Raw genomic sequence first — 17,979 nt, forward strand, 5'->3', positions numbered from 1 at the left:
CTGGAGTTATCTAAATTAGGCTCAATACTTGGTAGTTTTCTACGGGTGTTTGGTTTAAGTATTGCCGCAAGGATAGATAATTGTAAGGTGTGTCGCGGAACTAAGAATCCCCGCACTTATAGGGCGGGGAGTGTCAAGGTAGCTTGCTTCTTTTCGGGAGTGAGTATGACATAAGACGAATAATTGCCCTGAACCCATAAAGCAGATTATTTTAGAGGTGCAGTTGACGCATAAAGGGAAAGACATTGAGTAAGCATTCGGATGGAATCGCCCCTCATGGGGGTCAACTTATCAATCGCATTGCCTCAGAACAACAGCGCTCGGAATTTTTGGAGAAAGCGGATTCCTTACCCAGGGTGCAACTTGATGCCTGGGCAGCATCTGATCTAGACTTAATCGCGATTGGTGGATTTAGTCCCTTGACTGGGTTTATGGAGCAAGGGGATTATGAGTCAGTCGTGGATAATATGCGTCTGGCGAACGGTTTACCTTGGTCTATCCCAGTTACTCTATCCGTTAATGAGGACATTGCTGAACCATTAAAGGAAGGCAGTTTAGTGCGTCTGGATGATCAGGATGGGCGCTTTGTCGGCGTTTTAGAACTCACGCAAAAATATCGCTATGATAAAAAGCGGGAAGCGGTGAATGTTTACCGCACGGATGAGGAGAAGCATCCGGGTGTCAAGGTGGTTTATAACCAAGGGGATGTAAATCTAGCGGGTCCCGTTTGGTTATTACAACGGTATCCCCATCCCCTGTTTCCTAAGTATCAAATTGATCCGGCTCAATCTCGGACGTTATTTAAGGAACGGGGATGGAAAACGGTAGTGGGTTTCCAAACTCGTAATCCCATCCACCGGGCCCATGAATATATCATTAAGTGCGCCTTAGAAATAGTTGATGGTTTATTCCTGCATCCCTTAGTGGGTGCAACCAAAAGCGATGACATCCCCGCCGATGTGCGGATGCGTTGCTATGAAATTATGATGGATAACTATTTCCCTAAAAACCAGGTAATTTTAGCGATTAACCCAGCCGCTATGCGCTATGCCGGTCCCAGGGAAGCCATTTTCCACGCGATCGTGCGTAAGAATTACGGTTGTACTCATTTTATTGTGGGGCGAGATCATGCGGGTGTGGGTGACTATTATGGAACCTACGATGCTCAACATATCTTTGAGGAGTTTGAGCCGGATGAGTTGGGGATTATTCCGCTAAAATTTGAACACGCTTTTTACTGCGAAGTGACGGAGACAATGGCAACAGCCAAGACAAGTCCTAGCACTCCAGATCAACGGATTCATTTATCAGGAACTAAAGTACGGGAATTGTTGCGTAAAGGGGAATTACCACCGCCGCAGTTTTCTCGCCCTTTAGTTGCGGCGGAATTAGCCAAGGCGATGAAGGTAGAATAGTCGTTTGTAGTAAGGGCTTTAGCCTAAAATTTTATTAAGTTTCCTTGGCTAAGCCTAAGTGAATTTTCTAGGCGCACGGGGCGTGAATTTTCTGGGCGCACGTCAGTGCGCCCCTACCAGCTATTTCACTTACGTTCACGGATACGCTAAAAATGTAATAGAAACTATTACCATTCGCTTCAGCTATGATACCAGAATTACTCGTCGTAGAAGCTGCCAAAATCCCATGTGGTGCGGTTATCGAAACCGGGGTGGGTAAGGCAACAGAAGGCGCAATTATTAAACTGCGAGATACTATAAAGCGCAAATTGTCAAGCAATCCAGATGCAAATCGCGCGATCGCAGCCGCCCAACAGGGCTCTCAATCTGACTTAGCCCGGGTGACACAGTATTTACAAGCGGTGATGAACCAAGATACCGCCTTTGCCCAAGAGGTGCAACGTCTGGCAGGACAGGTTGTGAATATCAGTAGTATAGCCGATCAGCGGACTCTGAATCAAAAGAGCGATCGCAGCAACCGCACGGTTGAAGTGAAAGCTGACACCACAGGGGATATTATGAGCGATATTCAAGCCGACTCGATTGGGCGAATTGGCGGGAGAGATACCACAAACAACTACGGAGATACCACAAACAACTACGGAGATACCACAAACAACTACTGACTACTGGTAGAAAATCAGCGCAGCACCCCACCCAATTTAGATGAAATCCGCCCTAGTACCGATAATTGGCAAGGGCGAAAGTTAGAACGCCAAACCATTGGGGATTGGATGGCGGATGGGAAGACTCGGTTAATTGGAATTACGGGTATCGGTGGGTTAGGAAAATCGACTCTCGCGGCTAAGATTTACGACGAGGATAGTACAGAATTTGAGGATAAAGTTTGGGCAGATATTAGCCGTATCGGGTTTACCGAGTTAGCGCGGCGAGTCTTATTGAAATTTGGAGTATCTCCGGAAACCATCGAGGCGATACCCGAAAAATCTCTGGGGGATGCATTAGTCAATCATCTGCGTCAGGGGCAGTATTTGCTGGTGATGGATAATCTAGAAACCCTGCTGCAATCTGAGGATGGGGATAACAAGAATACATCTATTCGCGATGAATCCTATCGGCAGTTTTTCTATGACTGGTTGGAATGTGGCGAGAAAAGTGTCGTACTGGTAACAACGCGGGAACGGTTTGATTTACCGCCGATAAAATGTCAATGGTTATCCTTACCGGGATTAGAACCCGTGGAAGGGGCGACATTATTACAGGTGTTGGGAATTCGGGGAACAGATGAGGAATTAGTCGAGTTTTCCCAGAAGGTAGAGGGACATCCATTATTATTAACGCTGGTGGCTGGGTTTTTATTACAAGAGGAAGAATTCGATCCGCAGATTCGGTATTTGCAGCGTTATGGGTTGGCGGATATATCCCATTTATTAAGTGATGAGAATTTAAAAGGCTTGCATCGGGGTAAAGTTGATATCTGGATGCGGCGGGTGTTGGATGAGAGTTTTAGGCGGATTAGCCAGAGAATGCAGCGATTGGTATTGGGGGTATGTGTTTATCGAATTCCCTTTAATTCAGCGATGGCGCTGGCACAGATTCATAGTCTCTCTTTTGAACAGGAGTTAGGGGAATCTCAACCTCAAGATAAGCAAGAAAAATCCTCTCTAGATTCTTTTAGCCCCCCTTTTGAAGGGGGGTTGGGGGGATCTAAAATGGGAAAACTCGATACCAAAAGTATTGAACAAGATTTGCGTCAGTTGGTGAGGCGTTCCCTATTACAGGAAGAGATAGATAAAGATGGAAGACGATGGTTTAATTTTCAGCCATTGATTCAGGAGTATGCGAAGTACAAAGCGGAAGATTTAACTCAGACGCATCAACGGGCGATAAACTCGTCAAGCGTCTGCGTCAGCACCCATGACAAACAAGTGAACAGATAGACCACCTATCATATCATTTCAGTTTACTTCTCGAAACCCCTACAAATTCCCCTCAAATCCTGCCAACTCCTCTGCGAACCTCTGCGTTTCCCTCTGCGTCCTCTGCGTTTAAAAAATATAATTCCGATGCTGACAAATGAAAGATTAAGGTACTTTAGTGCCTACTACAAACTGGCGTACATCGTTACATTTTATGTATAAGCAAAACTCTTGAACTCAGTCAGGGCGGGTTTAGTTACATCTGTTGTTAGGTCAGAAACGATAGTAGTAAAACCCGCCCCTACCGTGTTTGCTGATAACGGGGCGAACAAAGGGTGTTTGTAACATCTCGTTACAATTGACTTGGCGCGATCGCACTCTAACTGCTGAAAATAGGGATAGGGTTCATCGGTCTAGACTGAATAAGCCATGAACCCCATACCATCTACAATGAACGTCTGAGTCAAGGAGTACCCGCCTAATGTTGCCATACATCCTCGCGTTAGTTATCGGTCTTGGTAGCTTTGCCTATTACATGGCAGCATTCTTTTTTCCCGAAGTCCACCGCAAAAGCGACTTCTTCTGGAGTGGCGTCGGATTTTTCTACGCCCTCGTCTTGTGGGTGTGTGGGGGAAGGATTACTGGGGCGGTACTCCTGAGTCAAATCGCTAGTGTATCTCTGTTGGGGTGGTTAGGCTGGCAAACCCTGATCATGCGGCGACAGTTAGCCTTACCCGAAGCCCAAACGGAAATTTCGCCCCAGGTTCAGAAAAAAATAGCCCGTTCTGGCATATTCCAACTGGGAAAAAGCGCAGTTATTCAACCCGTCGCCCGTGTGTTCACTAAAAAGCCAGTGACGCCAACCCCAGTCGCGACTGAACCGGAACCCATAACTGAACCAGTCGTTTCAGAGACAGAAATCGAGACAGTTACCCAGATAACTGAACAGGTACAACCTCCCTCTAAAGAAAACGATATCCCCCTAGCTTCTCCCACAGCAGTAACCGAGGAAACCCCAGAAGAACCCGTAATGGCGGATATCACCGAATCCGTTGAAGTCATGGAAACAGTGGAAACGACGCCAACTGAACTTATAGAAACACCGGCTGAGGAAACAACAGCGCCAGAACCGATAAAAGAATTTGCGCCAGAGGAAACACCTGTAGCCGAGATATCTACAGAAGCACAAACCTTAACTCAAACACCTGTAGCCGAAACACCCGCAGAAGAACAAACCTTAACTGAGACACCTGTAGCCAAGACACCCGCAAAACCCGGAAAGAAACAACCCAAACAACGCCAGGGAATTAGCGGCTTTTTCAATAATCTCTTAGGTAAACGTAAATCGAAACCCGCTAAAACCAACAAACCTCAGACATTCCCAGAAGATACCTCCACATTACCCGAACCAGAAATCCCTGAATTCACTCAGCCAGACACCCTATTCCAGGAGTCTCCAACTCCGAGTCAGGATATAGAAGAGACAGCCGCAGCCGAAGAAACCCAAACTGTTAACACTACCTTCGGGGAACAAACACAGCCACCGGAACCGGAACTCCCACAAAACCAAGACACCCAACCCCCAGAAACCCCAGAGGAACTTACCATCCAGGAGACTCAACTCATCGACTCCGAACCCCTCATGGGTCCCAATCCCCCTGAACCCGAACAGGTAGACGCGGCGAACCAATCGGCGGAACCTGAATCCTCAGCAGTCGAAGACATCCCAGTCGCAGACATTGCCCCAGAAGCGCCATTATCGCCCCCCGCTGAACCCATTGGTGAAGGTGATCCCCAAACCAGACAATCCCCAGATTCAGAAAATCCTCCCCCAATCAGTTGAAATGATGGCAAATTCTCACCCATAATGTAGGGATATAGAACGCTCCCTATTGTAAAAAGGGATAATCGGGAAATATCCCCACAATCTAAGTACAACCACTAGCCAACAGGTCGAACTGTGACAGAAGCTAAATCCTACAAAGACACCGTAAATCTGCCCCAAACCCAATTTGATATGCGGGCAAACGCGGTCAAACGGGAACCGGAACTGCAACAATTTTGGCAAGACCAACAAATTTATCAGCGACTGTCACAGACGAATCCCGGTGATATTTTTGTCCTGCATGATGGTCCCCCCTACGCGAATGGGGCACTACATATGGGACACGCCCTAAATAAAATTCTTAAAGATATCATCAATAAATATAAACTGCTGCAAGGGTATAAAGTTCGCTACATTCCCGGCTGGGATTGCCATGGCTTGCCCATTGAACTGAAAGTCCTGCAAGCAATGGACCCAGAAGACAGACAAGCCCTAACCCCGATAAAACTGCGGCGCAAGGCAAGAAAATTTGCGCTAAAAACCGTTGAGGAACAACGCCAAGGGTTTAAACGGTATGGCGTTTGGGGAGACTGGGACGATCCTTATCTTACCTTAACCCCTGAATACGAAGCCGCTCAAATTGGCGTCTTCGGTCAAATGGTGCTAAAAGGCTATATCTATCGGGGAATGAAGCCCGTTCATTGGAGCCCAAGTTCCCAAACCGCCCTAGCCGAAGCGGAGTTAGAATATCCAGAAGGACATACCTCCCGCAGTCTTTATGCCGCATTTCCCCTGACTAAAGCCACAGACGCGGTGGAAGCTAGGCTAAAACCCTATTTAGTGGATTTAGGTGTCGCCATCTGGACAACAACCCCCTGGACAATTCCCGGTAACTTGGCGGTGGCGGTAAATCCAGAACTGACTTATGCGGTTGTGGAATTGTCTCAAAAATCGCCAAGTCAGGATACTGACAAATCCTCGAAGCCAAGTCAGACAAGGGCAAAAGGCTTTGCCCCAGTTCCAGAGGAACAGATGTCTGATGCTGAAGCATCAGCCAACCCAGAGACGGAAGCCGAAGGGTTTAAATACCTAATCGTGGCGGCGGAATTAGTGGAACGCCTCTGTCAAACTCTGGACAAAAATCTAACCGTTAAAACCACTCTGAAAGGGAAAGAATTAGAACATTGCACCTATCGTCATCCCCTATTTGACCGGGAAAGTCCGATTGTTATCGGTGGTGATTATGTAACCACGGAATCGGGAACCGGATTAGTCCATACCGCACCTGGTCATGGTCAAGAAGATTATATCGTGGGTCAGCGCTACAATTTACCGATCATCTCCCCCGTGGATGAAAATGGGGACTTTACCGCCGAGGCGGGACCCTTTGCTGGGTTAAATGTGTTGCGAAATGCCAATCCTGCGGTGATTGACGCCCTGAAAGAGGCGGGTTCTTTCCTCAAAGAGGAAAACTATGTGCATAAATATCCCTACGATTGGCGCACCAAAGAACCGACTATCTTTCGGGCGACGGAACAGTGGTTTGCTTCGGTGGATGGTTTCCGTGAGGCGGTAATGCAGGCGATTAAGTCGGTGAATTGGATTCCTCCCCAAGGAGAAAACCGGATTACCGCCATGGTGTCGGAACGTTCTGATTGGTGTATCTCTCGCCAACGGAGTTGGGGTGTACCGATTCCCGTATTTTATGACGAGGAAACTAATGAACCCCTGCTGACGGCAGAAACCATCGCCCATGTACAAGAGATTATCGCGGAAAAAGGGTCTGATGCCTGGTGGGAACTGTCGGTGACTGAATTATTGCCCAAAGCCTACCAGAATAATGGTCGCACGTACCGCAAAGGTACAGATACCATGGATGTCTGGTTTGACTCTGGTTCCTCTTGGGCGGGAGTTGTTCAGCCGCGTGAGGAATTATCCTATCCGGTGGATATGTACCTGGAAGGATCGGATCAACATCGGGGTTGGTTCCAATCCAGTTTACTCACCAGTGTGGCGACAAATGGCTGTGCGCCCTATAAGTCAGTATTAACCCATGGCTTTGTTCTGGATGAACAAGGGCGCAAAATGAGTAAATCCGTGGGTAATGTGGTAAATCCAGCGACGATTATTGAAGGGGGGAAGAACCATAAACAGGAACCCCCTTACGGAGCAGATATACTGCGGCTATGGGTGTCGTCTGTGGACTATTCAGTAGATGTCCCTATTGGTCAAGGTATACTGAAGCAACTTGCCGATATTTATCGCAAAATTCGCAATACAGCACGGTTTTTATTGGGAAATCTCCATGATTTTGATCCGGGCAAAAATGCGGTGGCGTATGAAAAGTTACCGGAAATTGATCGGTATATGCTGCACCGGATGACGGAGGTGTTTGGTGATGTGACAGAGGCGTTTGAAAGTTATCAGTTTTTCCGCTTCTTCCAAACGGTGCAGAATTTCTGTGTGGTTGAGTTGTCGAATTTTTATTTGGATATTGCTAAGGATCGTCTTTATATTAGTCACCCGGATTCGGTACGACGGCGCAGTTGTCAGACGGTATTAGCGATCGCACTGGAGAATTTAGCCAGATCAATTGCCCCTGTATTATGTCATACAGCCGAAGATATTTGGCAATACCTACCCTACCCGACACCCTATAAATCGGTGTTTGAGTCGGGATGGGTGCAGTTAGATGAGAGGTGGAAAAAGCCGGAATTAGTAGAGAAGTGGACAAGGTTACGCAATATCCGCACCGAGGTGAATAAGGTGTTAGAGCAAGCTAGAACCGAGAAGATGATAGGTTCTTCCCTAGAAGCGAAAGTGTTGCTCTATGTCCCCGATGCTCAATTACGAAACCAGTTGCGGAAATTAAACCCCAGTGGGATTCCGCGCCTGTGGCTGCAAACCCCGAAACCTGAACTGATGATTCCACAGGAACCAGAAGCCTCACTGACACCGGAAACGCTCCCCCCACAGACAGGGGAACAGGGGTGGAATGCTAATCAGATTTTGTCTAATCTATCGGTGACGCTGGGTAAAGTCTTGAGCGAAAATCAGCGATTATGGTTAACGGTGGGGGTAGCATTAGCTGTACCCATTACCCTAAAGGTAACGGCGACGGTATTAGAATCAATCGCACATCTCCCCTTATTGGCGGATATGTTGCAACTGGTGGGTATTGGCTACAGTGCTTGGTTTATCAATCGCTATTTACTCCGCGCACCCAGTCGGCGAGAATTAGCTCAGAAGGTGCGATCGCTAAAAATAGAGGTATGGGGTGAAGCTTCTGTTCAACTGGAAACCGAAACGGTGGAACCCGCCGCCGCACCCCCAGCACCAGCTCTACCCCAACCCCAACCTAGAATTTTAGGCGAACGGTTTACGGTTCTCAGTAACGGGGTGGATGAGTTACGTTATCTGTTTTTAGCCTCCCAAGTTGAGGTGTTGGATTCCCCTGATGGGATGGAAAATGTCAACTATCGCAGTCAGTCAGATCTCGTCTGGGTGGGGGTGGTTAAAGCAGAAGGCGAAAAGTGCGATCGCTGCTGGAACTATTCCACTTATGTGGGTAAAATAGCCGAACATCCCACGATTTGCGAACGGTGTCGGGCGGCTTTAGCGGGTCAATGGTAAGGTATAGCAAGCGCCATAGCGGTTAGGACACATCATTTATGTAGAGACGCGCCATGTATGTAGAGACGCGCCATGTATGTAGAGACGCGCCATGTATGTAGAGACGCGCCATGGCGCGTCTCTACCCAAGGGGGAATTTTGTAGTTTTTGGGAGATTCTCCTATCGATTTTGATGACTAGACTGCGCTCCAAGATTGTGCGATCGCGTCAAATCATCTCTTCTCGAATCCCCGGAATCAAACCGATGAGCACGAATGAACCTTCTGCCCTCTGAAGAACTGGGTGTGATGGGCAGATGATTATACATAGGGGTAGATGCGACTGGGGTGCTAGGATTCGAACCTAGGAATGGCGGGACCAAAACCCGCTGCCTTACCACTTGGCTACACCCCAAAGTGTGTACCTTGCTTATATTAGCAGTTTTGCCTAGGAATATGTCAAGAGATTTGTGAAAATTGGCTGATTTGTCCTGGGTCAGGGAACAGAACGCTCAATTTGATCATTTATCATGCTTATACATGAATAATATATAAATGTCAATCTTTATTAAACAACATTAACTTTCTACGCCCATTAAAAACTTAATATAATCTTTATAGGACGATGAAATGCCCTATAATAAAGCATTGGCTGCTTTATTCAGGGTGAAGCGATGCTTTTACATATCTTCAGGTTAGGGGTTCGACAACTGTAGCTATGTTCAGGGGTGGAACTATGTATGTGAACGTTTGTTAAAAAAAGGTAATTTTTTAACGATAAAACAAGTTATCACAATGCAATCAGCCAAGGGAACCTCTACCGGAGATCTCTTGCTCAAAATGACTGTTGCTTAGAGCAATCAGTCACCGAACCTTACTTGACTTTCATCTACCGATTAACGCTGGAGATTCACTGATGAGATTAATTCGCGAAATAGTACAAGAAGCACAAAAGAGCGGTTATCTGACCGTGCAAGCTGAAGAGCAACTGCGTCAGCTTTTAGTCAATAAATATGATATGGAAGATTTTACCGCATTTATCCAATTGCAGCAAGCTGTGATGGAAGAACGGGTGAAGCAAGAGTCTCGTGAGCTACTCTACACATTATCCTCTTGCCACACCCCTACCCCTTGCCATCAAGCGGGGTAGATTCTCAAGCGGCGATTGGGTTCATCGCCAAAACTATCCGACTTGAGGCGATAGTGTTCAACCAGTTCATGCTGCATCTTTCGCACTTTTGGCGATCGCGGAAGTAACTCAACGGGTTGTCCATTGGGAATCACAATTTGCTCAACAGCTAAACGTGCTTCTTCGAGCGCCTCAATCTCATCATCACTTCCACTTTGGGTAAACAACCGCAAATCCGCCGTATCGGGGGTTCCGGGGTCATCCATATCCAACATTCGCCGCAGGGCGCGAGTCACTTGGGGAATGGTGCTAGCTTTAACCGCGTGAATGGGAATTTGACGGGAGCGAGCAATTGAGCGCAGTTTTGAGTGACTTTTAACGTGCGATCGCAAGCCCAAAATCGCATCAGCACTATCCATGTCTTTAGTTAAAACAACGGGTAAATTTAGGACTCGGATCACCTGCTCAATTTGATGGCGACTCACCCCATAAGGATAGATATGAAGGGGCAAATCCTCACCATTGGGTCCAATAGTTTCTACAACCTCATCAACGGGGGTAGCTTGTTGCCAAGAATCATGGAGCAGCTGATCAAAGTAACTCGTTTGAGCCGAAGACGGCGATGAGGAGCGCGACAGAGGCTGCATCTGTCCCGACGAACGCCAGCCACTGGGTTTAGCCACTAACCCCGACGGGTTATGGCGTTCCAAAGGTGCGGGCGCATCAGGAAATTCATGGGTAATAATCACCTTATTCTGTTCATCCACTGTCCGCACTTGGGGATTCGGTTTACGTCCCCGCAGCAGGGAATCCACCGTATCCGCCACACTCTCATGTACTACCCAGCGCTGACGCTCCAGCATTTCTACAGCAATCTCAAACGTGGGCGGTGCTTTGCGTTCTAATACCGTTTTTTGAGAACCCCGGCGTCTGGCTTCATCATCACCCAGAGTTACCGCTTGAATCCCACCGACTAAATCAGAGAGCGTGGGATTTTTAATCAGATTCTCGATTTGGTTTCCATGAGCCGTACCCACTAACTGCACCCCCCGTTCTGCGATCGTGCGGGCGGCGAGGGCTTCGAGTTCGGTGCCAATTTCATCAATGACAATCACTTCGGGCATGTGATTTTCCACCGCTTCAATCATCACCTGATGTTGAAGTTCCGGACGCGACACCTGCATCCGCCTCGCTCTACCAATAGCAGGATGAGGAATATCTCCATCACCAGCAATTTCATTGGAGGTATCAATAATCACCACCCGTTTTTGCAGATCATCAGCCAGCACCCGGGCAATTTCGCGTAACGCCGTCGTTTTACCCACACCCGGACGTCCCAACATCAAAATTGATTGACCCCGTTCCACGAGATCTTGAATCATACCAATAGTGCCAAACACGGCTCGTCCGACGCGACAGGTTAACCCGATAATGTCGCCGGGACGATTGCGAATCGCGCTAATCCGGTGTAAGGTTTTCTCCAGTCCGGCTCGATTATCTCCACTGAAATGCCCAACCCGCTCAACACAATAGTTTAATTGTTCAGCGGTGACGGGTGTATCTGATAGATATTCGGCGCCAGATGAAAAACGTACCTCAGGAAACCGACCCAAATCCATCACCACTTCAATTAAATTGTCTAAATTGTCGCGATGGGGGTGTTGCTCTAGGATTTGGCGAATATCCTTGGGCAAAATATCCAGTAACTTTTGGAGATCCTCAGTAATCTGCATCCCAGCTAAATTGATGGTGTTGGATAGTTCTTGATTGGATAATGATTGGGGATGGGATGGGTTCATCCCGTTGGCATTCACCATAGGCTTGTATGTGAAAAAGAGCGATCGCTGTTGGTTGTCAAAGGGATAGTTCCGGTTGATTTTGGCTCAAAGCAAAAACAGGCTTAGGGACAGACTTCAATGGGGACACCAGAGAATGGGCGATGGCTACGGCTTTGAGCAGCCGCTGCGGATCATTTTCCAGGTTTGCCCTTGATGATAATGGAAATGATTGGGAATTGATATCATGATTTGCTTCATGGTGTTGATCGAGTTGGTCTAAAATCGGAGTAAGTAATACCCGGGCATAGCTACCGTAAGCCACACCCGCGACAAAGGGCTTTACTGGATTAGCCGCAGATTCCTCCGTTGTTCCCAGGGTGAGGAGTCCGGCTGCTTTGAGTTTACTGACGGTATGGTGATTGGTTCCACCCGCCAGTTGCACGAACCCTGGTAAATTGCCTGATAACGCTTTTTGGGCTAGCTTCACGGCTTTTCGAGTTGTTCCGATACCAATATCACCGCTCATTGGCTTACCATCGGTTTGCCAGATTAGGGGACAAGGTAAGGGCGCGATCAGATGGTAAAGTTCCCACAGATAGTCAATGAAGCCCTCACCATCAGGACAACTGATAGCCAGCAACTTCAGGGTATGAATCCAGGGAGCGATCGCGCCCCAGAGTCGTTTAAAATCTGTAAAATGTCCTACTTGAGTATGAATTTCCAGGGCATCAACTTCGTTTTTGAGAATTACTTCAGCCAGGGTTGTGGGTGTGGATACGTAGGATCGAGTATATACGAGTTGACTGGGGCAAACGGGTAAACAACGTCCACAGCCATAACAGCGTTGATCGATAACACCGGAGAATCCCTGGGGCGAGTGAGGGGAGTTGAAGGGTTGATCTGACTCCCACTGGCGGAGAGTTTCCGCCTGAGTTGGCGGTTGCTCGAAGACAATCGCTTGAGCCGGACAAATAGTTTGGCAAGGGCGGGGACAGTCTGGGGGACAGGCATTCGGATTAAATTCTGCTTTGCGAAAATGGGGATCTTCCCCATCATTTAAACTGACCATTAACCAGGGTTGGTTACGGTATCCCATACCTTGTGCTTGACCGGACTCTACCAGGCTTGTCGCCACCTTTAAGGCTGTCTTTGCCGCCGCAATGACGGCGGGGTCAGCTGCCACATCAATACAATCAGCCCCAGCTAGAGTATACGCCAAGGTGAGGTTCCGAACGGCAGGGAGGTGCTGAAAACTGGCGCCGCAGATGAGCTTGAACCAGTTACCTTCCCTTAGAGATTGTAAGGGATTGTACAGTTTAGTCACCCTTATATGCTAAATCCTTGTGCCAAAAATGGGGAGAGGAGTTTCTGAGGAAACTTATGGGACAACAAGCTGTAGGCTTTTGAGTTAAGCTTGGGAACTATCCTGCGATCGCGACTTAGATGCCTTCGAGTCGTCAATTTCACCATATCTAGGCAGTTGAGTTGAGTTTTCCCCTAAATCTAGGGGGTGAATCCCGATGGCGCTGTTTCTCCTCCCAGACATGAATTTACATTGGCTTCATGTTTAAGTTTTGTAACATTAATGAATCCGGTTGACCCAGGAACAATGTAGGGACGCGATGCAAGAAGCATCTCATTCCCACAAAAAGACCCCGCTCTGTTCATTTGGCGGAGTCAACCTTAACTCTCTACTACACTAAAAAGACTACTGCAATCCCAGGGTGAGATCTATGAAGTTTCGGTAAAGTTCCGGGAGAAAACCTTAAAGATTCTGTAAAGCCACCCCATGGGGTATCGAGCCGATGTGGCGGGGAATGGCTTAATTCGTCAAGCCAAAATGTTTATTATAGATAAAGTATTCCATGTTAGAGGATAAAGAGTTCTGACAAGTTGTGCTACTAAATAGACAGAAACGGGTGATTTACCATTAGCTTTTAATCTTGCGCCATTTCCTACAGGAAACGGAATTCAATCAAACTATCCCTGATTTCCTTTGTTTCGACAGCAGCTTGAACTTGGTGTCCCCCAATCAATGGAGCCAGGGCGCATCGCTATGCGCCCCTACCCTCAATCGGCTCACAGCCAAACAACATGGAGTATTCACTCCCTTGAATAAGCGAGTAAATCGGCTGGATTACTAAAGGACTGACAATGCCAGATTTGTTACCAGTACTATTGTATATTCCCCACGGTCATTGCTACTTATGGCAAACGAATTTAGTCTCCCTACATGTTATTTCTGACGCCTTAATCGCCCTGGCTTATTTTTCAATTCCGATTACCCTGCTTTACTTTGTTAACCAGCGACAGGATATTCCGTTTCCCAAAGTATTTTTCTTATTTGGTGCTTTTATTATTGCCTGTGGTACGACTCATATCATGGGAGTCTGGACACTTTGGTTTCCACATTATTGGATATCGGGGTTGATTAAAGCGTTTACGGCTCTGGTTTCCTGTTACACAGCGTTAGTCCTGATTCCGCTGATTCCCCAAGCCTTAGCGCTACCGAGCCCCGCTCAACTCCAAGCCGCAAATCAGGCGCGGGAAATTGAAATCCGCGATCGCAAGCAAGCAGAAGCGGCGGTGCGTACCCTAAATGCACAACTTGAGGAGCGGGTGAATGAGCGCACCAAGGAATTGACACAGGTAAATGAGAAATTAGAACGGGAAATCAAAGAACGTATTCAAGTCGCCGAAGCCCTGTTTGAAGCCGAAGAAAACTATCGCAGTATCTTTGAAAAAGCGGGTTGGGGTATCTTCCAAACTACCCCCGATGGACGGTATCTTAGCGCTAACCCGGCTTTAGCTCGGATTTATGGTTATCCCTCCCCCGCCGCTCTGATTAGCCGACTCACCGATTGTGAACATCAACTCTACGTCGATCAAAACCAACGCGCTGAATTTAAACGCCTGATTCATCAACAGGGAGCTGTCTCCAGTTTCGAGTCTCAAGTGTATCGCCAAGACGGGAGTATTATCTGGATTAGTGAAAATACTCGTGCGGTGCGGGATGGGAATGGTGTGCTGCTGTACTATGAAGGATCTGTGGAGGATATTAGCGATCGCAAGCAAGCCGCCGAACAGTTACAAGCCAGTGAGCAAAAGCTGCGTCAAATCATTGACCTTGTCCCTCACTTTATTTTCGCCAAAAATCTAGATGGACAGTTTATATTAGTTAATCAAGCGATCGCAGATGCTTATGGGACGACGGTAGAACACCTGCTCAACCAGAAAGACGAGGACTTTATTCAATCCCCCGAACAACTGCGCCGCATTCGGGAAGAAGAACAGCAAATTATCCAACATGGACAGCCCAAACACATCCCAGAGGAAAGGGTTACTGATGCTCAGGGTAACATTCGCATCGTGCAAACCACCCGCATTCCCTTCTACGTCACCGGCTCAGCAACGCCAGCAATTTTAGGCATTGCCATTGATATTACCCAACGCAAGCACATTGAGCAAGAACTGCGAGAAAATGCTGCCATAATTCGCGCCTTATACGAAGTCACCACCACACCAAATTCTAACTTCGAGCAAAAGCTACAAAACTTACTGGCAATGGGACGCCGCCAGTTTAATCTGGATGTAGGTATCCTCTCTCATCTGGAAAACATCGACACCGAAAATGGGCGTTATGAAATCATCGCCGCCCAAATGCCCAATAATTTGAAATTTACAGGGGTCACTCTTGATCTGAAACAAACCTACTGCGCCGAAATCTTACACGCCAAAAAGCCCCTGTGTATCCTCTCGGCTAGCACCAGCCAATGGAACAATCACCCCGGTTACAAGATTTTCCAAGTTGAAGCCTATATTGGTGTCCCTGTGGTTGTCGCTGATCAACTCTATGGTACGCTCTGCTTCGCTAGTCTCACATCCCGACAAAAGCCATTCAAAGACATAGAAATTGAACTTTTAAGACTCATGGCGCAGTGGATTGGTGGAGAAATTGAGCGTCAGCAAGCCTCACAAGAATTGGCACAAGCTCGTGATGTGGCTTTAGCAGCAACTCGTGCCAAAAGTGAGTTCCTCGCCACCATGAGTCATGAAATTCGCACGCCGATGAATGGGGTGATTGGGATGACTGGGCTGCTGTTGGATACGCCGTTAACCCATCAGCAGCAGGAATTTGTCACCACGATTCGCAATAGTGGCGATAGCTTACTCACCATTATTAATGATATTCTCGACTTCTCCAAAATTGAATCCGGCAAACTGGAGTTAGAAAAAGCCTCCTTTGATCTGCAAGTTTGTGTTGAAAATTGTCTGGATCTATTAGCAGCTAAAGCCAGTGATAAGAACCTCGAACTAGCCTATCAAATCACGCCCCAAACCCCCAGAATGGTTGTTGGCGATGTGACCCGCTTACGGCAAATTCTGGTTAACCTCTTAAGTAATGCGGTTAAATTTACCCAATCGGGGGAAGTGATTGTTTCACTCAGCGCCGAGAAACTCGACTATGAGCAATGGGAGCGTCGGGAAACAAAGACTAGCACTGATTCTCCCACCCTATCCCTTACGCCCTCAGCAGCTACCCCCCATTACCGGATTCAATTTGCGGTTAAGGATACCGGAATTGGCATTCCCCCAGAACGATTAAACCGTTTATTTCAACCCTTCAGTCAAGTAGACTCCTCAACCACCCGTAAGTACGGTGGCACAGGGTTGGGACTCGCCATCTGTAAGCAATTATGTGAAATGATGGGAGGCACAATGTGGGTAGAAAGTCAAGATGGAGTGGGTTCAACCTTTTACTTTACCGTTGTGGTTCCGGCTGAACCTAGCACCCAGCTTAATAGTAATCAGGTTTGTCAGTTGGAACTTGACGGTCAACGCCTGCTGATTGTGGATGATAACGAGACGAATCGCCAGATTTTAATGCGACAAGCTCAAGCTTGGGGGATGGAATGCTATGCGGCGCAATCGGGTATTCAAGCCTTAGACTGGCTGCATCAGGGGGAACGGTTTGACCTTGCCATTTTAGACATGCAGATGCCGGAGATGGATGGGGTGACATTGGCTTTGAAAATTCGTAAACTTCCCGGTTGTCAAAGCCTACCTCTGGTGATGCTGTCGTCTCTGGGTGAGTTGCAAGTCGAGGAACCGGATGTGAAGCAGAAGTTTGCGGGGTTTCTGACTAAACCGATTAAACAGTCTCAACTGTGTGATGTGCTGATGCAAGCAATGGCAGGGGTACCGATTAAGGTGAAAGTCAACAGCGCCAAAACGCCAGACATTGACGCCAAGATGGGTGAACGTTTACCCCTACGGATTTTACTGGCAGAAGATAATCAGGTGAATCAGCAGGTGGCGTTGCATCTGCTGCAACGGATGGGGTATCGAGCCGATGTGGCGGGGAATGGTTTAGAAGTTCTAGAAGCGCTACGGCGTCAGCCTTATGATGTGGTATTTATGGACGTTCAGATGCCAGAAATGGATGGGTTAGAAGCATCCCGTCGTATTTGTCAAGAGTGGTTGGATTTAAATGGGGATACTCACTCGAAACGTCCTCGAATAATTGCCATGACTGCGAATGCTATGGTAGGCGATCGCGAAATGTGCATTGAGGCTGGTATGGATGATTATATCAGCAAACCTATCCGCATCGAGGAATTGGTTGAAGCGTTAAAAAAAGCCTCTAAAGATGTGAAGGTGGAACGTCTGGAAGATGGTAGAGAGATTCCGGTGAAACATCTTGAGGATACAACCCCATCGGATAGCGCTAAGGCGGCGGGATTTGATGTGTCAAATAAACCTGTGTTTGATCCCGTAATTTTTCAACAATTACGTGAGATGCTTAATCAAGAGGACGTATTAGCCGAAGTAATTAAGCGTTATCTAGAGGAAGCCCCGAAACTCTTACAAAACCTTTCTGATGCCCTCACTCAAGGACAAACCGAACTGCTCGAACGGACAGCTCATACGTTGAAGTCCAGCAGTGCTATGGTAGGAGCCACCCGTCTGGCTCATTTGTGTCAGGAATTAGAAGCCAAGGCGGAGAGTGAAACCGTTGAGGTGAAAGCGGCGCTAGTGTCCCAGATTAACGCTGAATATGAACCCGTGAAAAGGGCTTTAGCCCTAGTTGGTAGTCAGGGCTTTAGCCCTAGTTGGTAGTCAGGGCTTTAGCCCTAGTTGGTAGTCAGGGCTTTAGCCCTAGTTCGTAGTCAGGGCTTTAGCCCTAGTTGGTAGTCAGGGCTTTAGCCCTAGTTGGTAGTCAGGGCTTTAGCCCTAGTTGGTAGTCAGGGCTTTAGCCCTAGTTGGTAGTCAGGGCTTTAGCCCTAGTTGGTAGTCAGGGC

11 protein-coding genes and 1 tRNA gene are annotated in these 17,979 nt (G+C 47.6%); 8 read left to right on the top strand and 4 right to left on the bottom strand.

The genetic code is table 11. The features are described from left to right. Positions 1–245: 245 nt before the first annotated feature. From sat to RIM23_RS00050, 6 genes are all read left to right on the top strand, one after another. Positions 246–1,415 carry a sulfate adenylyltransferase gene (sat, locus tag RIM23_RS00025; RefSeq protein WP_446363342.1) on the top strand — a complete coding sequence of 390 codons (1,170 nt, stop codon included), beginning with the start codon at positions 246–248 and terminating at the stop codon, positions 1,413–1,415. 185 nt (positions 1,416–1,600) lie between these two features. Next, the gene (locus tag RIM23_RS00030) at positions 1,601–2,080 is read left to right on the top strand and encodes a hypothetical protein (protein ID WP_446363344.1); all 480 of its coding nucleotides are present in this window, start codon (positions 1,601–1,603) and stop codon (positions 2,078–2,080) included. A 108-nt stretch (positions 2,081–2,188) separates the two neighbouring features. Further along, the gene (locus RIM23_RS00035) at positions 2,189–3,355 is read left to right on the top strand and encodes an NB-ARC domain-containing protein (protein WP_446363346.1); all 1,167 of its coding nucleotides are present in this window, start codon (positions 2,189–2,191) and stop codon (positions 3,353–3,355) included. 460 nt (positions 3,356–3,815) lie between these two features. Continuing rightward, positions 3,816–5,177, top strand: a complete 1,362-nt coding sequence (locus RIM23_RS00040; protein WP_446363348.1) for a Ycf66 family protein — start codon at positions 3,816–3,818, stop codon at positions 5,175–5,177. Between the two features lie 117 nt (positions 5,178–5,294). Further along, complete coding sequence (gene ileS / locus RIM23_RS00045; protein WP_446363350.1) at positions 5,295–8,792, top strand: isoleucine--tRNA ligase; 3,498 nt, start codon at positions 5,295–5,297, stop codon at positions 8,790–8,792. Positions 8,793–8,883: 91 nt separating this feature from the next. Further along, positions 8,884–9,066: a hypothetical protein gene (locus tag RIM23_RS00050; protein ID WP_446363352.1), complete on the top strand. Its 183-nt coding sequence runs from the start codon at positions 8,884–8,886 to the stop codon at positions 9,064–9,066. A gap of 47 nt (positions 9,067–9,113) precedes the next feature. Here RIM23_RS00050 and RIM23_RS00055 read toward each other — a convergent pair. Next, a tRNA-Gln gene (locus RIM23_RS00055) sits at positions 9,114–9,185 on the bottom strand. A 432-nt stretch (positions 9,186–9,617) separates the two neighbouring features. Here RIM23_RS00055 and RIM23_RS00060 point away from each other — a divergent pair. Continuing rightward, positions 9,618–9,920, top strand: a complete 303-nt coding sequence (locus RIM23_RS00060) for a hypothetical protein (RefSeq protein ID WP_446363354.1) — start codon at positions 9,618–9,620, stop codon at positions 9,918–9,920. Here the strand turns inward: RIM23_RS00060 and RIM23_RS00065 are convergent. The 3 genes from RIM23_RS00065 to RIM23_RS00075 form a co-directional block, all read right to left on the bottom strand. Continuing rightward, on the bottom strand, positions 9,908–11,632 hold the full coding sequence (locus tag RIM23_RS00065; protein WP_446363362.1) for a R3H domain-containing nucleic acid-binding protein: 1,725 nt from the start codon (positions 11,630–11,632) through the stop codon (positions 9,908–9,910). The genes RIM23_RS00060 and RIM23_RS00065 overlap by 13 nt on opposite strands. Before the next feature lie 121 nt (positions 11,633–11,753). Continuing rightward, the gene (gene ldpA / locus RIM23_RS00070; RefSeq protein ID WP_446363356.1) at positions 11,754–13,001 is read right to left on the bottom strand and encodes a circadian clock protein LdpA; all 1,248 of its coding nucleotides are present in this window, start codon (positions 12,999–13,001) and stop codon (positions 11,754–11,756) included. A gap of 84 nt (positions 13,002–13,085) precedes the next feature. Next, the gene (locus RIM23_RS00075; RefSeq protein WP_446363358.1) at positions 13,086–13,223 is read right to left on the bottom strand and encodes a hypothetical protein; all 138 of its coding nucleotides are present in this window, start codon (positions 13,221–13,223) and stop codon (positions 13,086–13,088) included. 608 nt (positions 13,224–13,831) lie between these two features. Between RIM23_RS00075 and RIM23_RS00080 the strand changes: the two genes are divergently transcribed. Further along, a complete protein-coding gene (locus RIM23_RS00080; protein WP_446363360.1) occupies positions 13,832–17,797 on the top strand; it encodes a response regulator in 3,966 nt (1,321 codons plus the stop codon). Positions 17,798–17,979: the final 182 nt, after the last annotated feature.

This window comes from Coleofasciculus sp. G3-WIS-01 (assembly GCF_040223135.1).
In the GTDB taxonomy this organism is placed as follows: Bacteria; Cyanobacteriota; Cyanobacteriia; order Cyanobacteriales; family Coleofasciculaceae; genus Coleofasciculus.

Excerpts from the sequence above, each read along its gene's own strand:
- RIM23_RS00030 (WP_446363344.1), top strand. The coding sequence starts at position 1,601 with ATGATACCAGAATTACTCGTCGTAGAAGCTGCCAAAATCCCATGTGGT.
- RIM23_RS00035 (WP_446363346.1), top strand. The coding sequence starts at position 2,189 with ATGGCGGATGGGAAGACTCGGTTAATTGGAATTACGGGTATCGGTGGG.
- RIM23_RS00040 (WP_446363348.1), top strand. The coding sequence starts at position 3,816 with ATGTTGCCATACATCCTCGCGTTAGTTATCGGTCTTGGTAGCTTTGCC.
- RIM23_RS00050 (WP_446363352.1), top strand. The coding sequence starts at position 8,884 with ATGTATGTAGAGACGCGCCATGGCGCGTCTCTACCCAAGGGGGAATTT.
- RIM23_RS00065 (WP_446363362.1), bottom strand. The coding sequence starts at position 11,632 with ATGCAGATTACTGAGGATCTCCAAAAGTTACTGGATATTTTGCCCAAG.
- RIM23_RS00075 (WP_446363358.1), bottom strand. The coding sequence starts at position 13,223 with ATGTCTGGGAGGAGAAACAGCGCCATCGGGATTCACCCCCTAGATTTA.
- RIM23_RS00080 (WP_446363360.1), top strand. The coding sequence starts at position 13,832 with ATGCCAGATTTGTTACCAGTACTATTGTATATTCCCCACGGTCATTGC.